This window comes from Tautonia sp. JC769 (genome assembly GCF_040717455.1).
Taxonomy (GTDB): Bacteria; Planctomycetota; Planctomycetia; order Isosphaerales; family Isosphaeraceae; genus Tautonia.
Window position 1 is genome coordinate 51,350 of record NZ_JBFEFH010000008.1, and the last position, 21,323, is coordinate 72,672.

Sequence of the window (21,323 nt, forward strand, 5' to 3'; positions counted from 1 at the left end):
CAAAAGGTTTTGATCGTTTGGGCGGGGCAGGACGGTTCGTCGGCGATCGCGGGGGTGTTCAGGGAGTCGGGTAGTGGGATGTGAATGTCTTTGCATCGATCCGGCCCGGTTGGGAGGCCCCGGGCGATCGGGCCGGGCGGCGGGGAGAGGGGGCCGCCGGATCGACGGGTTGTGGCCGTGCTGGAGGCCCTCTTGCTCGGCCTGCGGCAACCCGTTGCCGCGTGCGCGGGGAGTGGGCCGGGGTGAGGGGGCTGAGGCCGGGTCGCAAGGCGGGGCGTTCTCGCCGAAGGCCCCCTCACCCGGCCTTCGGCCACCCTCTCCCCCGAGCGGGGGAGAGGGGCGGAATCGTGCGGGGCTCCCGGACTGGCGGACGCCCGAGGCTCGGAGGGGGCGAGGGGCGGAGGGATGAGGATGTGAGAATCGTAGCGTAATCAGGGGCGTGCGGGGCGGCTGCGCCATTCGCGGACGGCGACGACGGCGAGGGTGATGATGGTCAGGGGGATGATGAAGCCGCCCATCACCAGGCGGAAGGGGGTGAGCCAACCGGGCTCGGTCGCGGCGAAGACGAGGTGGGCGGTGTAGGCGACGTAGTAGCCGAGGAAGAGGGCCCCTTCCCAGCGGGCGATGCGGTGCCCGCTGGCGAAGATGGGCAGGCAGGCGACGGCCACGGCGACCATCACCGGCAGGTCGAACCCGATCGCGGCGGGAGGGACCGGCACCCCGGCCGGCGCGACGGCGGAGGAGAGGCCGAGCACGCAGAGGATATTGAAGAGGCAACTGCCGATGACGTTGCCCACGGCGATGTCACGCTCCCCCCGGAGGCTGGCGATGACCGAGGTGGCGACCTCGGGCAGCGAGGTGCCGGCGGCTACGATCGTCAGGCCGATGACCAGCTCGCTGACCCCCAGCACGCGGGCGAAGGTGACGGACGACTCGACCAGCCAGCGGGAGCCGATGACCAGCAAGGCCAGCCCGGCGACCATCAGCACGACCTGGAGCACCAGCCGTCCCGCCTTCGACGGCTCCGAACCGGCGCCGTAGGCGCGGGCGAATTCGTGTTCGACTTCGCGATCTTCTTTGCGGCTCTGGCGGACGAGCCAGGCGGTGTAGACGAGGATTCCGGCGAAGAGTCCGAGACCGTCGATGCGGCCGATCTCGCCGTCCCATCCCAGGACGAGCAGGAGCAGGGAGGCCCCGATCATCAGCGGCACGTCGAGCCGGATCAGTTGCCCGGCGACGACGAGGGGGGTGATGAGGGCGGAGAGGCCGAGGATGAACAGGATGTTGAAGATGTTGCTCCCCACCACGTTGCCGAGCGCGAGGTCGGCCTGGCCGGCGTAACCGGCCTGGAGCGAGACGGCCAGCTCCGGGGCGCTGGTGCCGAAGGCGACGACCGTGAGGCCGATGACCAGCGGCGAGATCCGCAAGGCCGCCGCCAGGGCCGAGGCACCCCGGACGAACACCTCGGCCCCGGCAACCAGGGCGATCAGGCCGATGACGAACCACAAGGCGGTGAGCATGGGAAACGTCCTGCGGGACCGGGCACGGGTCGGGGGAGCGGGAATCGCGATCCATCCTGATCATCGCGGGCAAATTTGTCCATCAGCGACTCGTTCGCTCCGGGACGATTGCGGGATTCTTCGGGGCGGATCGTGCGTCGTCGTGTCGCCCGATGTGAGGGCGGGGGGCTGGCCGCGGGAGGAGGCGGGGAGTGGGAGACGTCGTCGGGAGCGGTCGCAACCATTGCGCACCGAAGGAGGGGCGATTGGGAAGGGGACGTGCGTTTTCGCGGACTCAAGACACTCGACCACCGCTTGCAGATTCGATCGGCGGGTTCACCGTGTTCGCAACCGGTTGTTGCGGATGGCTTCCGCAGTTGATTGCCAGACATGTTTTGATTGGGAATGGGTGTAGGGTGCTGTCGAGTCTTCGAAGACGCACCACCCAGCGGAAGGCATACCGCCCCGGGGTTCCCAACGTTGTGTGTCCGGTGCGTTTTCGCAGACTCAACGCACCCTCCTCCACTCGACGCACCCTGCGGGGCTCGATTATTCCGGTGACTTGAGAGAATTTTCTGAAATCATCTCGGTTGCTCTGTCATGATGTCCGAAACTGTGATAAGGAAAGATTGCATCACGCCGTGAGTTTGTCTTGGGAAGCACTTCACACGCATTCTGAAGGCCGGTCACTCATTCCGGTGTCATTCGTGCAGCTTTGCACGATGGCGAGAATCCTTCGAATGGTTCGGTTCGACGGGGGCATTCGTTCCCACCGGCCGATCTCACCCAGCACAACGGGGGCATTGCGATGCGAGCATCCACGGGTCTCAAGGTCGGGGTGTTGGCGGTCCTGGGCGTCGGGAGCGGGTTGATCTCTGCGTCGATCCTTGCTCATACGAGGAACGGCGCGGATGAGCCTCGGGTCCCGGGGTTTACCAAGACGCTCATCAGTTCGGACACTCTCCCCGAGGGTACGGTCCTGGAAGAGATGTTCCCGTTGGGCGGCGATGAGTCGACCGCGAGTTTCCAATTCGGATCCATGGAGCTTTCCGAAGACAACGGGACGACGCGTGTCGAGGCGACGATGAAGATCCTGGAAACGAGGCCGGACATCTTCTACATGTGGTCGCTTGTCGTGATGCAGGACACGTACGCGAATGTCATCGGCAATCGTAATTACACGGACCAGCTCTTTTTCGTGCCCCTCGGCGAGCCGATCGATGTGACGTTCGAGGAGACGATCCAGCTTCCCCCGGGCACGTATTTCGTCCAGGTGCGCCTGAATGAGTTCGCATCGAGGGATCAGGTGAAGGATCTGGGTGACGAGGTGCTCCCGCGCACTCAAGCGAACCTGATCCATCACGAGAAGATCGTGATCGAATGAAAATAGCGGGATTGGTGTGGATGTGGGTGAGGGGTCGGCGGTCCGAAGGCCTCCTCACCCGGCCTGCGGCCACCCTCTCCCCCGGAGGGGGCGAGGGTTGGAGTTTGCCTTGTTTGATCAGGGGAGTGTTTGAGGACGCAATGGTTTGCGAGCCGCACGAGGCCCCCCTCACCCGGCCTGCGGCCACCCTCTCCCCGGGAGCGGGGGAGAGGGGCGGGAGGGAGCAATCTCACGCTCCAGGTTCGAGTGAAGATATGTTCGCATGAGCGGAGATTGCGTCGTTGAGGGGCGGGGGATCAGACCTCGGCGAGGGGCTCGTCGGAGTCGCCGAAGGAGTCGAGGGGGACGCCGGCCTTGTGGAGGAGGCTGAGGAAGAGGCTGCACATCTTGCGGTTCGGGGCGTCGAGGTAGTCGAGCACGCGACCGCCCTGGAGCCGGCCGCCGGCGCCGCCGAGGGTGATGACGGGGAGCTGGTTCGCCTCGTGGTTGCCGGTGAGCATGCTGGAGCAGAAGACGAGCATCGAGTTGTCGAGCGCGGTGCGCTCGCCTTCCTGGATGGCGTCGAGGCGTCGGGCGAGGTAGGCGACCTGCTCGACGAAGAAGCGATTGACCTTCAGCCAGTCGTCGCTGTCGGTGTGCGAGAGGAGGTGGTGGATCATGTAGTCGACGCCGAGGTTCGGGAACCGCAGCGAGCTGTGGTCGTTGTTGAGCTTCAGCGAGCAGACGCGGGTGGTGTCGGTCTGGAAGGCGAGGACGAGGATGTCGGTCATCAGGCGCATGTGCTCGCCGATGTCCTGGGGGATGCCGTCGGCGGGGCGGGGGATGTCGGGGGTTTCGAGCGAGGGGCGCCAGCCCTGGAGCTCGCCGCGACGGCCGGCGTGGGCGATCCGGGTCTCGACCTCGCGGACGGAGTCGAGGTATTCGTCGAGCTTGCGGCGATCGGAGAGGCTGATGGAGCGGCGGAGGTCGCCGGCGTCGGCCAGGACGGAGTCGAGCACGCTCTTGTCGCCGGCGCGGGGCTCGTCCTTGAACAGGCGGTCAAACGCCAGGGCGGGGTAGAGTTCGAGCGGGGTCGGGGTGGTGGGGGAGCTCCACGAGATGTGGGAGCTATAAAGCATCGAATAGTTCTTGTGGACCGATGGGTTCGACTTCTCGCAGCCGAGGACCAGGCTGGGGACCTTCGTCCGCGGGCCGACGTGCTGGGCGAGGAGCTGGTCGACGCTGGTGCCCGATCGGATCTCGCCGCCGGAGGCCAGCGGGGCGCCCGAGAGCAGGTTGCCGGTCTGCGAGCTGTGGATGTTCCCCTTCAGGGCCTCGGCGTTATAAAGCCCTCGGAGGAAGAGGAGCGACTCGCGGAAGTCGGTCAGGGGTTCGAGGACGGCGCCCAGCTCCATGTCGCGCCCCTGCCCTTTGGCCCACCACTCCTTGCTGTGGAAGCCGTTGCCGGCGAAGAGGACGGCGAGGCGGACGGGGGGCCCTTCCGAGGCGACGGCCGCGGGCACGTCGTCGGCCCAGGCGGGGACCGATTCGAGCCAGGGCAAGGCCATGCTGACGCCGACGCCTCGGAGGAAGTTGCGTCGGGAGTGCAGTGGGAGGGTCATCGGTCGTCTCCTGGGGCGGAAGGAGGGGGGCGGTGGTCGGACGTAGATGGAGTGATGAGTTTGTTATCCGGTCGGTGTTGATGAGAGGCCGCGGCCGCGGATCTGGCGGAACTGGGGGCTGCGGACGATGGTCTCGATGGCGGCGGAGACGCGGTCGTCGTGGGCTCGGAGATTGGCCTGCATGGCGTCGAGCAAGGGGTCGTCGGAGAGGAGGACGCCGCGGCCGAGGGCGTAGCCGAGGAGCTTGCGGCAGAACTGGCGGGTGAAGTCGTCGCGGCGGGCGGTGAGGAGGTACTGGCGGAGGCCGTCGACGCCGTCGATCGGGGTCTGGTCGGGCAGGACGGTCCGGGTGTCGACGGGGCGGTCGGCCAGGTCGAACCGGCGGGCGCGGCCGATGGCGTCGAAGCCTTCGAGGGCGAAGCCGAAGGGGTCGATCCGGGCATGGCAGCCGGCGCAGCGGGGGTCCTGGGTGTGCCGCTCGACCAGCTCGCGGACGGTCAGGCCGTCGGTGTCGGCCTCGTCGTCGGGCAGGTCGGGGACGTCGCGCGGGGGATTGGGCAGGGGTTCGCCGAGCAGGACCTCGGAGATCCAGATGCCTCGGAGGATAGGGCTGGTGCGCGAGGCGCCGGATTGCTTGGCGAGGGTCGAGCCGAGGCCGAGGATGCCGCCGCGGTCGAAGCGGCGGACGCCGTCGACCCGCTGCCAGTCGGGGCCGGCGATGCCGTCGATGCCGTAGTGCCGGGCGAGTTCCTCATTGAGGAAGGTGTAGTCGGCGTCGAGGATGGCGGGGACGGGGCGATCGTGGCGGAAGAAGTCGGTGAAGAAGCGGATGGTTTCCTCGTACATCGCCGGCCGGAGCGCGGCGAAGGTGGGGAAGTGACGCTCGCTTTTTTCGTCGAGGGCGGGGAAGTCGTAGACCTGGAGCCACTGGCAGGCGAACTCCTCGGCCAGGCGGCGGACGCGGTCGTCGTCGAGCATCCGGCGGGCCTCGGCGGCGAGGACGTCGGGGTCGTTGAGTGCGCCCGAGGCGGCGTTGGAGCGGAGCGTCTCGTCGGGGACGGACGACCAGAGGAAGTAGCTGAGGCGGCCGGCCAGCTCCCAGCTCGACAGGTCGGCCGGCCCTTCGACGGGGGGGGCCTGCTCGATCCGGTAGAGGAAGCTCGGGGCGATGAAGACGCGGGCGAGGGTGAGGCGGAACGCCTCGTCGTGGGGGAGGGATTCGTCGCGGAGCGATCGGTAGAGCTGGGTCAGTTCCGCGCGATCGGCCTCGGAGAGGGGCCGACGGTAGGCGAGGGAGGCGAAGTCGAGCAGGGCGTCGAGGTGGCGGGGTTCGGCGGCGATCAGGGCGGCTCGGAAGGCGTCGGCCTGGGCCTCGATTGGGGCGCGGAGGGGCTCGAAGAGGCTGGGGTCGCCGTCCTGCGAGGCGTATTCGAGGAGCTGCTGGAAGGCGTCGACGGTGGTCAAGGCGTCGTGGCTGATGAAGCGGAGCTCGTCCCAGAGGCGGTCGAGCTCGGCGGCCTGGGCGTCGTCGAGCATCAGGCGGCGAAGGTGGTCGTCTTCCCGGTAGTGGAGCATGAGGGTGATGACCTCGTCGACCGGGACGATCTGCGAGTAGCAGAGGGCCGGGGGGAAGAGGTCGCGGAAGGAGGCGAGGTCGTCGGAGAGCCGGGCGTGGGCCGGGCTGCCCTCGGCGACGACGATCGGCCGGTCGGGGGCCGGGCCCGAGGGGGGATCGATCGGCTCGAGGGAGGCGAGGAACTGGACGCTGGCCGACGCGCCGGCGGAGGGGAGGAGGCGGCCGTTGGCGACGAATTCGGAACCGGCGACCAGCTCGGCGGGGAGTCGGACGGTGAGGGTCGAGGGGGCTCGGGCGGCGAGGCTGAGGGGGTCGATCGGCTGGCCGTCGGGGGCGAGGCCGAAGCGGTCGGGGTCGAGGCCGAAGCGGGGGACGTCGGGATCGCCGTCGGTGGGGTTGGGCGCGGCGCCGTCGCCGGTGGTGCCGAGCCGGGTGAGGAGCGGCCCGCGGAGCGCGGTGAGCTGGCGGTGGAGGGCGGCGTCGGGGGTGTCGGCAACGGGGGGGGGGCCGGTGTCGAGCAGGGTCTGAATCTGATGGGCGAGCTGGTGGGCCGTGTCGAGGTCGGGGGCGTCTTGCCACCGGGCGAGCAGGGAACCGGAGGGGATGGTGGCGTCGGACGAGGCGTCGCGGTCCGGCTCGACGAACAGGTGCCAGACGGCGGGGTTGCCGAGGCGGTCGGCGTGGGGGTTGCCGGCGTCGATGTCGGGCGAGACGTCGGCGGCGAGGTCCCAGGAGGAAGCGTCGGAGGTGATCGTGAGATCGACGGCGGTGAGGTCGCAGGAGTGGTTGCCGTCGCGGGCGCCGATGCTGAGGACGACGAGGTCGCCGGGTTGGATCGGCATGTGTTCGAAGGTGCCGAGGGGGACGGGGGCGGTCCCCTGGGCGATGCCGGAGGCGAGGCGGCGGCGGGTGCCGGGGCGTCGGAGTTCGAGGAGCCAGGTGACGCCGTTGCCGCACTCGGGGTGGGCGTGCTGGACGGCGCCGGAGACGGTGATCGACCCGGCGATCGGGCTCCGCCAGCCGGCGGCGACGCGGAGGTCGGGGGTGGGGTGCATCGCGACGCTGTGCGGGCGGACGTTGCCGGGGATGCGGACGTGTTGATCGGAGGAGTTGGCCACCGCGTTCGGCAAGTCGGGGTGTCCCCAGCCGCGGACGAAGTCGTAGCCGCCGCCGTCGCGGATCGGCGTGGCGAGGAGGGATTCGGCCGGGATTTCCGGCGGGCCGACGCCGATGCCGAGGTAGGAGAACCAGGCGTCGAGGACGGGGCGAGGGATGCCGCGGTCGGCGGCCAGGGTGTCGGGGTCGGGGGGATTGGGAGTGCGGGTGGCCTCGAACGCGGCGTCGAGGCAGGCGAAGGCGTGGGAGAGGGCCTCGGCCCGACCGGCCTGGAGGCGCCGGGCGACGGCGCGGAGGTCGCGGAGCGGCAGGTCGGGGCGGCCGGGGGTGACGATCCGGGGGCGTTCCCAGACGGCGAGGTCGTCGGCGGGGCCGTCGCCGGCGTCGGTGAGGGTGAGTGAGAGGAGGATCTCATCCCCTTCGATGGCGGAGACGTCGGGGATGGGGAGGCGGATCTCGTGGGAATCGACGAGGGGCGAGACCGGCTCCATCCAGGCGGTCGGTCCGCCGACCTTGCCGAGGTGGCCGACGCTGTTGAACCGCCAGAGGGCGTTCTGCCAGGGGGCGATCACGGCGGTCAGGCGCTCGGCGTCGCCGGGGTGGGCCGATCGCCAGGCGTCGCGGAGGCGGTCGAACAGCGGGGAGGGGGTGTCGGGATTGCTTTCGAGGGTGTCGAAGAGGAGGCGGAGGTAGCGGGGGCTGAGGCTGCGATCGGAGGCGACGGATTCGACCGTCTGACTGCCGGTGCGGAGGGCGTCGCGGTGGTCGAGCAGGGCGGCGAAGTACTGTTCGAGGGGCAGGCGGCCCCCCTCGTTGGTGGCGAAGACGATCCCCTGGAGGTTGACGGGGGTGCCGCCGCTGTCGGCGGCGAAGCGGGCGTAGAAGGCTTTGATCCGGGCGACGGCCTCGTCGGTCCGGTCGCGGCGGGAGGTGCCGGGGGAGAAGCGGAAGCCGTCGGGCAGCAGGACGGCGTGATCGGCGATTTCCTTGGCGGCGTCGAGGTACTTTTCGAGGAGCGAGGGGGACATGACCATCGCGGCCCCGGCGTTGGTGAACCCTTCGCCGGCGGCGCTGTCGGCGGGGAATTCGCGGGTCGGGTCGAGCTGGTCGAGGCCGGTGAGGTCGCGGACCGTGTGGGTGTACTGGGCGTTCGAGAGGCGGCGGAGGACGACCGGGCCGGGGTCGCCGGCGCTCGCCTCGGCCTCGGCCCGGAGCAGGCGGGCGATCCAGTCGCGGAGGCGGTCGCGGTCGGCGGGGGGGATCGGGTCGGCCGAGGGCGGCGGCATCTCGCCGAGGTCGAGCATCCGGGCGACCTTCTGCCAGGCCGGGGCGGCGGCGCGGAGGTCGTCGATCCCGTCGAAGGATTCGAGGTCGATGTCGGCCTCGGCGATGACGGAGTCGTGGCAGGCGAGGCAGTGGGTGTCGATGACGGGTCGGGCGACCCGTTCGAAGTCGGCGGCGAGGGCGTCGAAGGCGGGGGAGTCGTCCGCGGCGTTCGGTTTCGCGTTGGCGTCGGCCTTGAGGCGATCGACGGCGATGCCGACGGCCGCGAGGGCCAGGCCCAGCGCGGCGGAACCGATCCAGAGTACCTTGCGGCCGGGCACGGCGGTGCCTCCTGTTCGACGTCGAGCGACCGGTGCCCGATCCTGGACCGACCCGGTGCAGGATGCTCGTTTCGAGGGCGGTCGTGTTTGACAATCGCTTGAGACTCGGTGAACCTTGAATCGTAACGGGAGGGGCGCCGAGGGTCCAGGCGTGTGGTGATGAGGCGGGATTTTGGAGGTGGGAGCGGGGGACCTCGCGCAGAGGCGCGGAGACGCGGAGAAGATGAGGAGGGGGGGAGAGAGGATGATCGGCTGTCTCGGCGACGCTGCCGGCCTGCGCGAGGCGTTCGCCTCCGATCGGCTCAGCGTTGCCAGGAGCCGTTGATGAGTTGTGGGATCCGGGCCGTGCGTGGGGGCGGCGGGGGTTGAGCCAGGAAACGGGATTGCAGATTCCGATCGGGGGATCACGCCCGCTACAACGGGATTCGAGAATGGGAGATGCGGATGATGAGGGGTGAGGGACGGTGGATGCGGATGGGGTCGCTCGGGGTGCTGGGGGTGATCCTGGCGGGAGCGGCCGGGGGGAGCCTGTGGGCAGCTGAGCACCGGCCGCCGAACGTGATCGTCGTGTCGGTCGATAACCTCGGCTATGGGGACATCGGGCCGTTCGGATCGGAATTGCACCGGACCCCGAACCTCGACCGGATGGCGGCCGAGGGGATGAGATTGACGCATTTCTACGTGACGTCGGGGGTGTGCACGCCCAGCCGGGCGAGCCTGATGACGGGCTGTTACCCGAGGCGGGTGTCTTTGCACGAGGACCACGAGGGAGGGCGGGTCTTGCGTCCGGTTTCCGCGACCGGGTTGCATCCGGACGAGGTCACGATGGCCGAGGTGCTGCAATCGGCCGGGTATGCGACCGGGATCTTCGGCAAGTGGCACCTGGGCGATCAAAGCGAGTTCCTGCCGACCCGTCAGGGATTCGACACGTTCTTCGGCATCCCTTATAGCGATGACATGGTGCACACGCACCCGAGGGGCGAGGAACTCGGCTGGCCCCCCCTGCCCTTGCTGAGGGACGAGGCGGTGATCGAGGCCCCGGTCGATCGCAATACCCTGGTGAGGCGCTGCACGGAGGAGGCGATCGCGTTCATCGAGGCGCACCGCGACCGGCCGTTTTTTGTGTACATGCCGCACACGATGCCGGGATCGACGGCGGCGCCGTTTGCGAGCGAGGCGTTCCGGGGGCGGTCGGCGAACGGGCCGTATGGCGACGCGGTGGAGGAGCTGGACTGGTCGCTCGGCCGGGTGATCGAGGCGCTGGGGCGCCTCGGGCTGGACGGGCAGACGCTGGTGATCTGGACCTCGGACAATGGGGCCCCGAGGCGGGACCCGCCGCAGGGGAGCAACGCGCCGATGGCCGGCTGGGGCTACTCGACCGCCGAGGGGGGGATGCGGGTCCCCTGCCTCGCCCGGTGGCCGGGCGTGATCCCGGCCGGGTCGACGTGCGACGAGCTGGCCTCGACGCTCGACCTGCTGCCGACCGTCGCCGCCCTGGCCGGGGTCGAACCGCCCCGCGATCGGCACCTCGACGGGTTCGACATCCGGCCGCTGCTGTTCGGGACCGAGGGGGCGAGATCGCCGACGGTCGCCTTCTACTATTACGACGGCCCGCAGTTGCAAGCGGTTCGGTCCGGCCCGTGGAAGCTGTACCTGGCGATTGACGAATGGGTCAGGCGGCCTCATCCGGCGATTGAACCGGGCCGCCCTGCCCTGTTCGACGTGGCGGTCGACCCGGGGGAGACGGCCGACCGCGCCTCGGATCACCCGCAGGTCGTCCGGATGCTGACCGCCCTGGCCGACGCAGCTCGCAAGGATCTGGGGGACCTCGACCGACCCGGAGCGAACCAGCGGCCGGCCGGGCACGTTGCGTTTCCGAGGCCGCTGGTGGCCGAGGCCGACGGGGTGATCGAGCGCTCCGGCTTCGAGGAATGATGCCGGATCGGCCGGGGGTGTCGCCTTTGCAAGGGCCCGCGGCGTGCGGGCCGACCTGATTGACGGCGAGAGGGGGGCGGCCCGCGCGGCGGGCCGTGCGAACGAACGCCGATCCGGGCGATGTCGCCTGGGGCGTGCCCGGGCCTGGCGGTGGGCGGGGAGGGTCACCGGGCCGGCGGGGCCGTTCGAGCAGCCCCGCCGGGCGCGAGGACGGGAGGGGTCCGGCCCGCGGGGCACGGTGGTTCGGAAGAATTTCTAAAATTTACGGTCCTGGATTCGTCCTTCGTCGTCGGCGTTCTAAGCTCAAGGCATCAATCAGCGCCGAATTCCGATCGTCCCCGTGGTGATGGGGGGTGAGGACGCCGACGCGGCCGATCTGCTCAAGGCCCGATTGCGGCCCCGGGACGATCCCGCGGAGTCGCCGATCGGCGTCGGCGATCGTTCCTCGGACTCTCGGAATCGGCGGGACTGCCGGTGATCGCGGTCCGATCTCTCAATCCTCGAAGGAAGGGCGCCGCCGTGACGCAGAACGACCCGAATGCCCCGTCCCCGACCTCGCACGATGCGCCGCTCCGGAGCGTCCACAGCACGAGCGTGCCGGGGCTGCTGGAGTGGCTGGGGGCCTCGCTGCTGGTCACGACGTACCAGGCGGGGAAGCTGGTGATCTTGCGGTCGGACGGCGGCGTCTTGAACACGCACTTCCGGGGCTTCGACCGGCCGATGGGCCTGGCCCGAGCGGGAGACCGCCTGGCGATCGGCACCCAGCTGGAAGTGTGGGACTATCAGAATGTGCCGGCGGTGGCCCGGTCGCTCGACCCGTCCGGGGGCCTCGACGCCTGCTTCCTACCGCGGTCGGGGCACGTGACCGGGGACATCGACATCCACGAGATGGCGTTCCGGGGCGGGGAACTCTGGTTCGTGAACACGCGGTTCTCCTGCCTTTGCACGCGGGACGACCGGCATAGTTTCGTGCCGAGGTGGCGGCCCTCGTTCGTCTCGGCCCTGGCGCCGGAAGACCGGTGCCACCTGAACGGGCTGGGGGTCGGGCCCGGTGATCGGTTCTGGGTGACGGCGCTGGGGGCGACGGACACGCCCGGCGGCTGGCGCGAGGGGAAGCGGGACGGCGGCGTGGTGATCGACGGGCCGAGCGGCGAGGTGATCGCCCGGGGGCTGTCGATGCCGCATTCGCCGCGATGGCACGACGGCCGGCTCTGGCTGCTCGAGTCGGGGACCGGGCGGCTGGGGTTCCTCGACGAGGACCGGGGACGGTTCGAGGCGGTGGCCGGGCTGCCGGGATTCGCCAGGGGGCTGGACATCGTGGGGGGGTATGCCTTCGTCGGGCTCTCCCAGATCCGAGAGTCGGCGCACTTCTCCGGGCTGCCGATCCGGGAGCCGGGGGTCGAGCGTCACTGCGGGGTCTGGGTGGTCGAGCTTCGGACCGGGGGGATCGTGGGATTCGTCCGGTTCGAGGACGCCTTGCAGGAGATCTTCGCCGTGCAGGCGATGGCCGGGCTCCGGTTCCCGGACGTCGTGAATGACGACCGGGCGTTGATCGGTGATTCGTTCGTCCTGCCCGACGAGGCGTTCGAACGGGTGCCCGAGGGCCTCCGAACCCCCGCGGACCGGCCGGCGGTCTGTTGTTGAACACGGGGGATCGGGCTACGGAAGCCCGCTCCGACAGGTCGGATCGGCGGACGGAAGCCCCTCGTTTGGAGCGGGCCGGATCGGGGAACGGAGTCACGAGCGTGAGATTCTTTCTTTCCAAGTATGTTGTTTGAGGGTTGCATTGATGCGAACGACGTTGTTCTCTCGCCGCGTCCCGAAGGCTCGATCGGGCAAGAAGGTCCGGCATCGAGCCGTCCTGGAGCACCTGGAGGACCGGATCGCCCCGGCCGGCTTCACGGTGACGAGCCTGGCCGATTCGGGGGCCGGGACGCTCCGACAGGCGATCATCGACTCGATGGGGAACGCCGAGCCCGATACGATCACCTTCGATGCGTCGCTGGCCGGCGGGACGATCACGCTGACGACGAACGAGGTCGACACGACGTTCGGGCTCTCGGCGTTCATCATCTCCAACGACGAGATCACGATCGACGCCGGCGACGCCCCGATGCTGACGATCAGCGGCGGGAACACGCTGCGGCCGTTCCTGGTGGCCGACACGGGCACGCTCATCCTGCAGAACGTGACGCTGAGCGATGGGCTCGCCCGGGGGGCGGACGGCGGCGACGGCGACGCGGGCGGCGGCGGCGGCGCGGGCCTGGGCGGGGCCGTCTTCGTGGCCGGGGGCGAGCTGACGATCGTGCAGTCGACCCTCTCGGGGAACGTGGCGATCGGGGGCGATGGCGGTGCGAATTCGGCGTCGTATAACGGCGGCGGCGGCGGCGGCATGGTTGGTGCGGGGGCCAACGGCTCCAAGTCAAGCGCCGGCGGCGGCGGGGGTTGGCTGGGCGGGGCGATCTCGGGCAACGGGGGAGACGGCGGCGGCGGCGGCGGCGGCAACGGGACGACGACGTTCGGGGGAGACGGCGGGTTCGGCGGCGGCGGCGGCGGCGGCGCCGGTTATTCCACGGTGCCGCTCAATGGTGCGGGGGGAGACGGCGGGTTCGGCGGCGGTGGCGGGGGCGGCGGCTACTCGTCGGGTGTCGGCGGGTCCGGCGGGTTCGGCGGTGGCGCCGGGGGGAGCAGCGCAGGGGGCGGCGGCGGCGGGGCCGGCATGGGCGGCGCCATCTTCAACATGGGGGGCACGGTCACCATCACCAACAGCACCCTGACGGGGAACTCCGCGACCGGCGGGGACGGCGCCTCGGGGGGATCTGACGGTGAGGGGCTGGGGGGCGCGATCTTCACGCGCAACGGCAGCCTGACGATGCTCAACAGCACCGTCTCGGACAACAGCTCGGCGACGCAGGGGCGGAACCTCTACGTCCTCGGCGACGGGGCCTCCAATCAGGCGGTGGCGGTGATCAACAACACGATCATCGGCCAGGCCGAGGTCTCGGGGAGTGTGGACTTCTACGCCTCGGGCCACGACGGGGGGATCACCTCGAGCTCGGGCGTCGGCAATCTGATCCGGAGTTTCGTAAACTTCTACGGGACGATCGTCAGCTTCGACGACCCGATGCTCGGGCCCCTGGCCGACAATGGCGGGCCGACCCCGACGATGCTGCCGTCCGACGACAGCCCGGTGATCGACGCCGGCGACGATGCCGCCGCGAGCGGCCTGACGGGGGATCAGCGCGGCGACTCGAGGAGCCTGGGCGAGGGGATCGACATCGGGGCCGTCGAATGCATTCCGAAGCACAACACGACGACTCAGGTCGGCTCGTCCTTGAACCCGAGCGTCTTCGGCCAGTCGGTGACGTTCACGGCGACGGTGGGCGGGGCCCACGGGACGCCGACCGGGACGGTCGACTTCCTGGTCGACGGCATCCTGGTGGCCGACGACGTGGCGCTGGTCGACGGGCAGGCGACGTTCGAGACCGACACGCTGCAGGCGGGCAACCTCCCGATCACGGTGAACTACTCGGGCGACGCGACGTACAAGACGTCGAGCGGGAGCCTCGCCGGCGGCCAGGTGGTGGCCCAGGCGAGCACGACCACGACGGTCACGTCGTCGTTGAACCCGAGCGAATTCGGCGAGTCGGTGACGTTCACGGCGACGGTGGCTGCCGTCGCCCCCGGGGCGGGGACGCCGACCGGGACCGTCGACTTCATCATCGGCATCGTGCCGGTCTCGGTGATGCTCGTCGACGGCCAGGCGAGCTACACCACGTCGGCCCTGACCATCGGGACGACCCCGGTTTCTGTCAGCTACACGGGCAGCGGCAATTTCCAGGTCTCGACGGGCACGCTCAGCGGCGGGCAGGTGGTCGAGAAGATCGACGCGACGATGCAGGTCGGCTCGTCGTCGAATCCGAGCGTCTTCGGCCAGTCGGTGACGTTCACGGCGACGATGGGCGGGGCCCTGGGGACGCCGACCGGGACGGTCGACTTCCTCATCGACGGCGTCCTGGTGGCCGACGACGTGGCGCTGGTCGACGGGCAGGCGACGTATGAGACGATGAACCTGCCGGTCGGCCTGAGCCCGGTGACGGTGAACTACTCGGGCGACGCGACGTACGAGGCGACGAGCGCGAGCCTCGCCGGGGGCCAGGTGGTGACGCAGGCGAGCACGACGACGACGGTCGCCTCGTCGCTCGACCCGAGCAGCTATGGCCAGTCGGTGACCCTCACGGCGGCGGTGGCTCCCGTGGGCATGCCCCCGGACCAGCCGGGGGGGATGGTCGAGTTCTTCAGCGACGGGGCATCGCTCGGGACGGCCGTCATCGACGCGGGGATGGCCTCGCTGAGCGTGACGACGCTCGCCGTGGGGGGGCGGTCGATCTCGGCGACCTACCTGGGCGACTCGAACTTCGTGGGGAGCACCTCGGCGACGATCGTCCAGGGGGTCAACGCGGCGACGCCGGATTCCATGCTGGGCATGCCCACGTCCGGGATCGTGGGCCAGGGGCTGGTCGCGACCTTCTCCGTGTCGGTGCCGGAGAGCGACGTCGTGCCGACCGGGATGGTCGAGGTCTGGGTCGACGGCGTCGCGCAGGAGGTGGTGACGCTCGACGGGTCGGGGGCCGGTTCGATCACCCTGGTCTTCGAGGAGGCGAGGATGTTCGAGGTGGCCTTCCGCTACCTCGGGGACGGGAACGTCGCGGCGACGGATCTGGGCACGGTCGACGTGACGATCGGCCAGGACCAGACGACGACGGCCTTGGCCGTCTCGACGAATCCCGCCGTCGTCGGCCAGGCGGTGACGCTGGTGGCGACCGTCTCGCCGAGCATGCTGGGCGCCGTCACCCCCGAGGGGACCGTCACGTTCTTCGACGGCGAGACGAGCCTCGGATCGGCCCCCCTGGTCGGCGGCGTGGCGACCCTGGTCGTCAGCGACCTGGCCTACGGCAATCGATCGATCCGGGCCGCGTTCGACGGCTCCGGCGATTTCGAAGGTTCGGAGTCGGACGCGGTCCCGGTCCGGGTGACGGTGGTGATGGGGGACTACGACGGCGACGGGGTGGCCGACCTGGCGACCTATGAGTTCGTGCCCGAGCTGGGGGTCGGCCAGTTCGCGGTCCTGCTCTCCGGCGGCGGGACCCTCTCGACCCTGATGGGCGGGCCCGGCGCGGTCGCGGTCGTGGGCGACTTCGACGGCGACGGCAAGAGCGACTTCGCCGTGTTCGAGTCGGGTGCGGACATGGCGACCTGGACCATCGAGTCTTCGCGGACGGGAGAGCGTTCCACGATCGCCTTCGGTGCCGGCGGCGAGATGGATGTGCCCGTGCCGGCCGACTACACGGGCGACGGGGTCACGGATCTCGCCACCTTCCGGTCGGACAGCGACCTGGTGGCCGGTGCGGCGCAGTGGTTCATCCTGCCGAGCGACGGGTCGCCGGCCTACAGCGTCCTGTTCGGCGGCGGCGGGGGGATGGACGCGCCGGTGCCGGCCGACTACACGGGCGACGGGATCGCCGACATCGCCACCTTCCGATCGGACAGCGACCTGGTGGCCGGGGCGGCGCAGTGGTTCATCCTGCCGAGCGACGGGTCGCCGGCCTACAGCGTCCTGTTCGGCGGCGGCGGGGGGATGGACGCGCCGGTGCCGGCCGACTATGACGGCGACGGGAAGGCCGACATCGCCACCTTCCGCGCGTCGGGCGACGGCGAACGGGCCGAGTGGTTCATCCTGCCGTCGGACGGTGCGTCGGCGCTGATGGTCGATCTGGGGGCCTCGGGGACCGTGGCCGCCCCCGGGGATTACTCGGGGCCCGGCAGCTCGGACCTGGCGACGTTCGATCGCGTGCTCAGCCGATGGCGGATGCGGTCGCTGCTCGATCCGGAGGTGACGCAGCAGACCTTCGGTGGCTCGCGACCCGGCGTCGTCCCGGTGCTGGCGACCCTGTCCGACCGGCTGGCCTCGGCCGGCTGGGGGGAGGACGCGACCGGACCGGACCTGATCGACGAGGTCCTGGCCGACTACGTCGATCGCTGGCGATCGGCGCGTGCCTGATCGCCGCGAAGGCGCGTGACGCGATGGTTCGGGGCCGGGGCTCGGCCCGGACCTCCGGGAGGCGGGGCGGTCGATCCAGGCCGCCCCGCCGCGGGGGACCGGGGCCGAGCCACCGTGCTTGGTCGTCGGATTGGTCTGGCGAGGGTAGTGGTGGACGGGGCCCATTGTGTTGTCGGGTCGACGCGGGCGGCCGGCCCGCGCCGGGGGCGAATCCGCGGGTTGGGGGGGTGAAACGTATCGAACCGTCATGGTACGATTACGTTCACCTAGATTTGTGGACTGATCTCTCGCCCTCCCCGAGTTCGACCACGTGAAGGACAGGCAAGAACGCCCCGACGAGGCCGATCGCGCCGGCCTCGCGACCATCTCCGAGGCGATTGTCGACACCGTACGCGAGTCCCTGCTGATCCTGACCCCCGACCTGAGGGTCAGTTCGGCCAATCGCGCCTTCTACCGGACGTTCCGGGTCGGGCCGGGTCAGGTCGAGGGGCGGCTGCTCTACGACCTGGGCAACGGCCAGTGGGACATCCCCGGTCTCCGCGAGCTCCTGGAGCGCGTCCTGCCCGAGCGCGAGGAGATGGAGGGCTACGAGGTCCGGCACGAATTCCCCGACATCGGCGAGCGGGTGATGCTCCTGAACGCCCGCCGGCTGCACCGGGAAGCGGGCCGACCGGGGCTCATCCTCCTGGCCATCGACGACATCACCGAGCAGAAGCGGGCCGAGGCGGCGCGGTGGGAGGCGGAGGCCCATTTCACCTCGCTGGTGAAGAACGTCCGGGACCACGCGATCCTGACCCTCGACCTCGACGGCCGGATTTCCTCCTGGAACGAGGCGGCCGAGGCGATCCTCGGCTACACCGAGGAGGAGATCCTCGGCCGGGAGTTCGGGATCATCTTCACGCCCGAGGACCGTCGGGATGGATTGCCGGAGCAGGAATTGACCGAGGCGAGGCAGACCGGCCGCCGCGAGGACGAGCGCTGGCACCTCCGCCGCGAGGGGGAGCGGTTCTGGGCCTTCGGCATCGTGACCCCGATGTACGACGCCGAGGGGAACCTGGCCGGATATTCGAAGATCCTCCGGGACACCACCGACCGGAAGCGCGCCGAGGCGCAGTTGAAGGCGGTCATCGAGCAGCTCCCGGCCGGCGTCGGGGTGGTCGACCCGCAGGGGAGGTTCATCGTCCGCAACTCGGCGATGCGTCGCCTGGTGGCGGACGTCATCCCGTCTCGGGATGAGCAGACGCGCTGGCGGGAAGTCAGGGGGGCGGGGCAGCCGGTCCCCCGCGACCAGTGGCCCGCCGCCCGGGCCCTGCGTGGCGAGCGGGTCGAGCCGGGGATGGAGTTCGCGTATGCCGACGAGGGGGGCGCGGAGCGCCATGCCCTGATCTCCGCCGTCCCGTTCCGGGATGGTCGCGGGCGGGCGGACGGGGCCATCGTGGTGGTGCAGGACATCACCGAGCGGAAGCGGGCCGAGGAGGTGGTGCGTGCGAACGAGGAGCGGCAGGCGTTCCTGCTGAGGCTCAGCGACGCGCTGCGGCCGGTGACGGACCCGGCGGAGGCGAAGCAGACCGCCTGCCGGGTGCTGGGCGAACACCTGGGGGCCGATCGGGTGCATTACTCCGAGGTCACCCCGGACGGGGAGACGCTCGTGGTCGCCGGCGGCTACGTCCGGGACAGCGTCGCGCCGATGGCGGACCGATTGCGGGTCGCCGACTACGACCAATCGGCCGCCCGGCTCCGCCGCGGCGAGCCGCTCGTGATCCCCGACGCCGCGGAGCTAGGCGAGGAGGAGGCGGCGGCCTATCGGGCGGCCGGCCTGGCCGCCGCGCTGACCATCCCGCTGGTCAAGGACGGCCGGTGGACGGCCCACCTGACCGTCCACCAGTGCGCGCCGAGGTCCTGGACCGCGGACGAGGTGAGGCTGGTCGAGGAGGTCGCCGAACGCATGTGGTCGGCGGTCGAGCAGACGCGGGCCGAGGCGGCCTTGCGTGAGAGCGAGCGCCGGGAGTCGCGGCAGCGCCTCTTCCTGGAGACGCTGCTGGAGCACGCCCGGATGTGCGTCGCGGTCATGCAGGGCCCGAACCTCCGCTACCGGCTGGTGAATCCCGCCTATCAGGCGCTCCGGCCGGGCCTGGAGATGGCGGGGCGCACCTTCGGCGAGGCCTTCCCCGAGGCGGTCGCGGTCGGCGCCGAGGCCCGCCTGAAGCGGGTGCTCGAGACCGGCGAGTCGGAGTATGAACACGGCCTCCACGTGCCCATCCCGGGCAAGCCCGAGGCGAGGTGGGACTATCAGCTCATCCGACTGCCCCTGGTCGAGGGTGAGGAGCCGTCGGTGCTGGTCATCACCTGGGACTCGACCGAGCGGTGGTGGGCCGAGCAGCAGACCATCGAGGCCCGGCGCCAGGCCGAGGCGGCCAGCCGGGCCAAGAGCGAGTTCCTGGCCAACATGAGCCACGAGATCCGGACGCCGATGACGGCGATCCTGGGCTATGCCGAGGTGCTCTCGCGCCAGGTCGACGACCCGGACAACCAGGTGTGCGTCGAGACGATCCGCCGCAACGGCCTGCACCTGCTGGAGATCGTCAACGACATCCTCGACCTGTCGAAGATCGAGGCCGGCCGCCTGGAGGCCGAGCGTCGGCGGTTCGAGCCCGACCGGGTCGTCGCCGACGTCCGGTCGCTGATGGACGTCCGGGCCCGGGAAAAGGGGCTGAGGCTGGAGGTCGACCTGCCCGAGCTGCTGCCGGAGACGATCGAGAGCGACCCGACGCGGCTGCGGCAGATCCTGGTCAATCTCGTCGGCAACGCCATCAAGTTCACCGAGTCGGGGTCGGTCCGCCTGGTGGTCCGCCTGGAGGAGGACCCGGCGTCGCCCCGGTTGCGCTTCGAGGTCGTCGACACCGGGATCGGGATCACTCCCGAGCAGGCCGACCGGCTCTTCCGGCCGTTCGAGCAGGCCGACTCGTCGATGGCCCGGCTCTACGGCGGCACGGGGCTCGGCCTGGCGATCTGCCGACGGCTGGCCGAGCTGCTCGGCGGCTCGATCGGCGTGGAGAGCGAGCCGGGCGTGGGCAGCCGCTTCGGCGTCACGATCGCCACCGGGCCGCTTGAGGGGATCCCGAGGGTGGAGCCCCGCCTGGGGATCGAGTCGCCCGAGAACCAGGCCCCGGGGGAGGGCTCGCGATGCGCCGACTGCCGGGTGCTCGTCGTCGACGACCGCCCGGACATCCGGGCGCTGTCTCGGATGCACCTGGAGGACGCCGGCGCCCTCGTCGAGACGGCGGAGGACGGCGTCGCGGCCATCGAGGCCGTCCGCCGGTCCGAGGCCGCCGGCACGCCCTTCGACGTGGTCGTGATGGACATGCAGATGCCCCGGCTCGACGGCTACGCGGCCGTGGCCCGGCTCCGCCGGGGCGGCTTCGAGCGCCCGGTGATCGCCCTGACCGCGGCGGCGATGCGCGGCGACCGCGAGCGTTGCCGGGAGGCCGGCTGCGACGACTACCTGCCCAAGCCGATCGACCCGAGGCGACTGGTCGAGGTGGTGGCCCATCACGCCCGGAAGCCGGACGATCTCCGAGACGAGGGAGAGGCCGCCCCCCGACGCGACCCGCAGCAGACGCCCGGCACCGCCGGCGCCCGGCGGGTGCTCCTCGTCGATGACAGCCGGGACATCCTCCGCGTGACGGCCCGGCTCCTCCAGTGGTCCGGGCACGAGGTCCGGACGGCCGGCGACGGCCGGGAGGCGCTCCGGGTCGCCGCCGACTTCCGGCCCGAGATCGTGCTGCTCGACCTCGGGCTCCCGGACATCGACGGCGGGGCCTTGCTCCCGCTCATGAAGCGGATCGAAGGGCTGGACGGGGCCATGTTCGTCGCCGTCACCGGCCGAGACACGCCCGAGGACCGCGCGAGGACCCGGCAGGCCGGCTTCGACCACCACGTCATCAAACCGGTCGACACCGACGCGCTGGTCTCCCTGTTCCCCGATCCTCCGGCCGACACCGATGGCGGCGACACCGGAGACCGATGATCGAAGCGCCTCGGCGATGCCCCGCGACGGGATTATGCACGCCGGCGACCGGTCCCTCAGAATCGGGTCGCCCGATCCCGAGGCGATCGTCGCCGGGTGTGCGACGGGAATCGCGATCATTGCCCATCGCAACGATTGACCTGACCGCTCGACGCGATGTGTCGAGAAGGCAGGTGGCAAACCGAACAGGTGCGGGACACGGTTCTGTCCTCCGAACTCCGGTCAATGACCGAGGGTTGGGAGGGTCCAGCGCCGTATCATCCGCACCCGGATGGGATTCCGATTTCGAGAAATCGGAAGGGGTTGTGCTGAGTCGGGGCGAGCCGATTTGAACGGCCGACCTCCTGCACCCCAAGCAGGCGCGCTAACCAGGCTGCGCTACGCCCCGATCCCGAGAGGGTCCGACGGTGGAAGCCGAAGGAACTGGACTCGGCAGAAACGGCATCCGCGAGGCGGGGTGCGTGAGAATGACCGGGCTGGTCAAGCGGGGTCACGAACCCTAGGATGCAAGCGATTCTGT

The 21,323-nt window shown here is 70.4% G+C and carries 8 protein-coding genes and 1 tRNA gene; 5 read left to right on the forward strand and 4 right to left on the reverse strand.

Features of this window, described 5'->3' with window-relative positions; genetic code table 11:
• Positions 1–431: 431 nt before the first annotated feature.
• On the reverse strand, positions 432–1,520 hold the full coding sequence (locus AB1L88_RS10465) for a calcium/sodium antiporter (protein WP_367096600.1): 1,089 nt from the start codon (positions 1,518–1,520) through the stop codon (positions 432–434).
• Positions 1,521–2,496: 976 nt separating this feature from the next.
• Between AB1L88_RS10465 and AB1L88_RS10470 the strand changes: the two genes are divergently transcribed.
• The gene (locus AB1L88_RS10470) at positions 2,497–2,883 is read left to right on the forward strand and encodes a hypothetical protein (protein WP_367096601.1); all 387 of its coding nucleotides are present in this window, start codon (positions 2,497–2,499) and stop codon (positions 2,881–2,883) included.
• 296 nt (positions 2,884–3,179) lie between these two features.
• Here AB1L88_RS10470 and AB1L88_RS10475 read toward each other — a convergent pair whose 3' ends face one another.
• Complete coding sequence (locus tag AB1L88_RS10475) at positions 3,180–4,484, reverse strand: DUF1552 domain-containing protein (RefSeq protein WP_367096602.1); 1,305 nt, start codon at positions 4,482–4,484, stop codon at positions 3,180–3,182.
• 63 nt (positions 4,485–4,547) lie between these two features.
• Positions 4,548–8,780 (reverse strand): DUF1592 domain-containing protein, encoded by a 4,233-nt coding sequence (locus AB1L88_RS10480; protein WP_367096603.1) that lies wholly within the window; start codon positions 8,778–8,780, stop codon positions 4,548–4,550.
• Between the two features lie 444 nt (positions 8,781–9,224).
• Between AB1L88_RS10480 and AB1L88_RS10485 the strand changes: the two genes are divergently transcribed.
• From AB1L88_RS10485 to AB1L88_RS10500, 4 genes are all read left to right on the forward strand, one after another.
• On the forward strand, positions 9,225–10,715 hold the full coding sequence (locus tag AB1L88_RS10485; protein ID WP_367096604.1) for a sulfatase: 1,491 nt from the start codon (positions 9,225–9,227) through the stop codon (positions 10,713–10,715).
• A 519-nt stretch (positions 10,716–11,234) separates the two neighbouring features.
• A complete protein-coding gene (locus AB1L88_RS10490) occupies positions 11,235–12,359 on the forward strand; it encodes a TIGR03032 family protein (protein ID WP_367096605.1) in 1,125 nt (374 codons plus the stop codon).
• 145 nt (positions 12,360–12,504) lie between these two features.
• Positions 12,505–16,776: an Ig-like domain repeat protein gene (locus tag AB1L88_RS10495; RefSeq protein ID WP_367096606.1), complete on the forward strand. Its 4,272-nt coding sequence runs from the start codon at positions 12,505–12,507 to the stop codon at positions 16,774–16,776.
• A 310-nt stretch (positions 16,777–17,086) separates the two neighbouring features.
• Positions 17,087–20,803 carry a PAS domain-containing protein gene (locus AB1L88_RS10500; protein ID WP_367096607.1) on the forward strand — a complete coding sequence of 1,239 codons (3,717 nt, stop codon included), beginning with the start codon at positions 17,087–17,089 and terminating at the stop codon, positions 20,801–20,803.
• A gap of 313 nt (positions 20,804–21,116) precedes the next feature.
• Here the strand turns inward: AB1L88_RS10500 and AB1L88_RS10505 are convergent.
• A tRNA-Pro gene (locus tag AB1L88_RS10505) sits at positions 21,117–21,191 on the reverse strand.
• Positions 21,192–21,323: the final 132 nt, after the last annotated feature.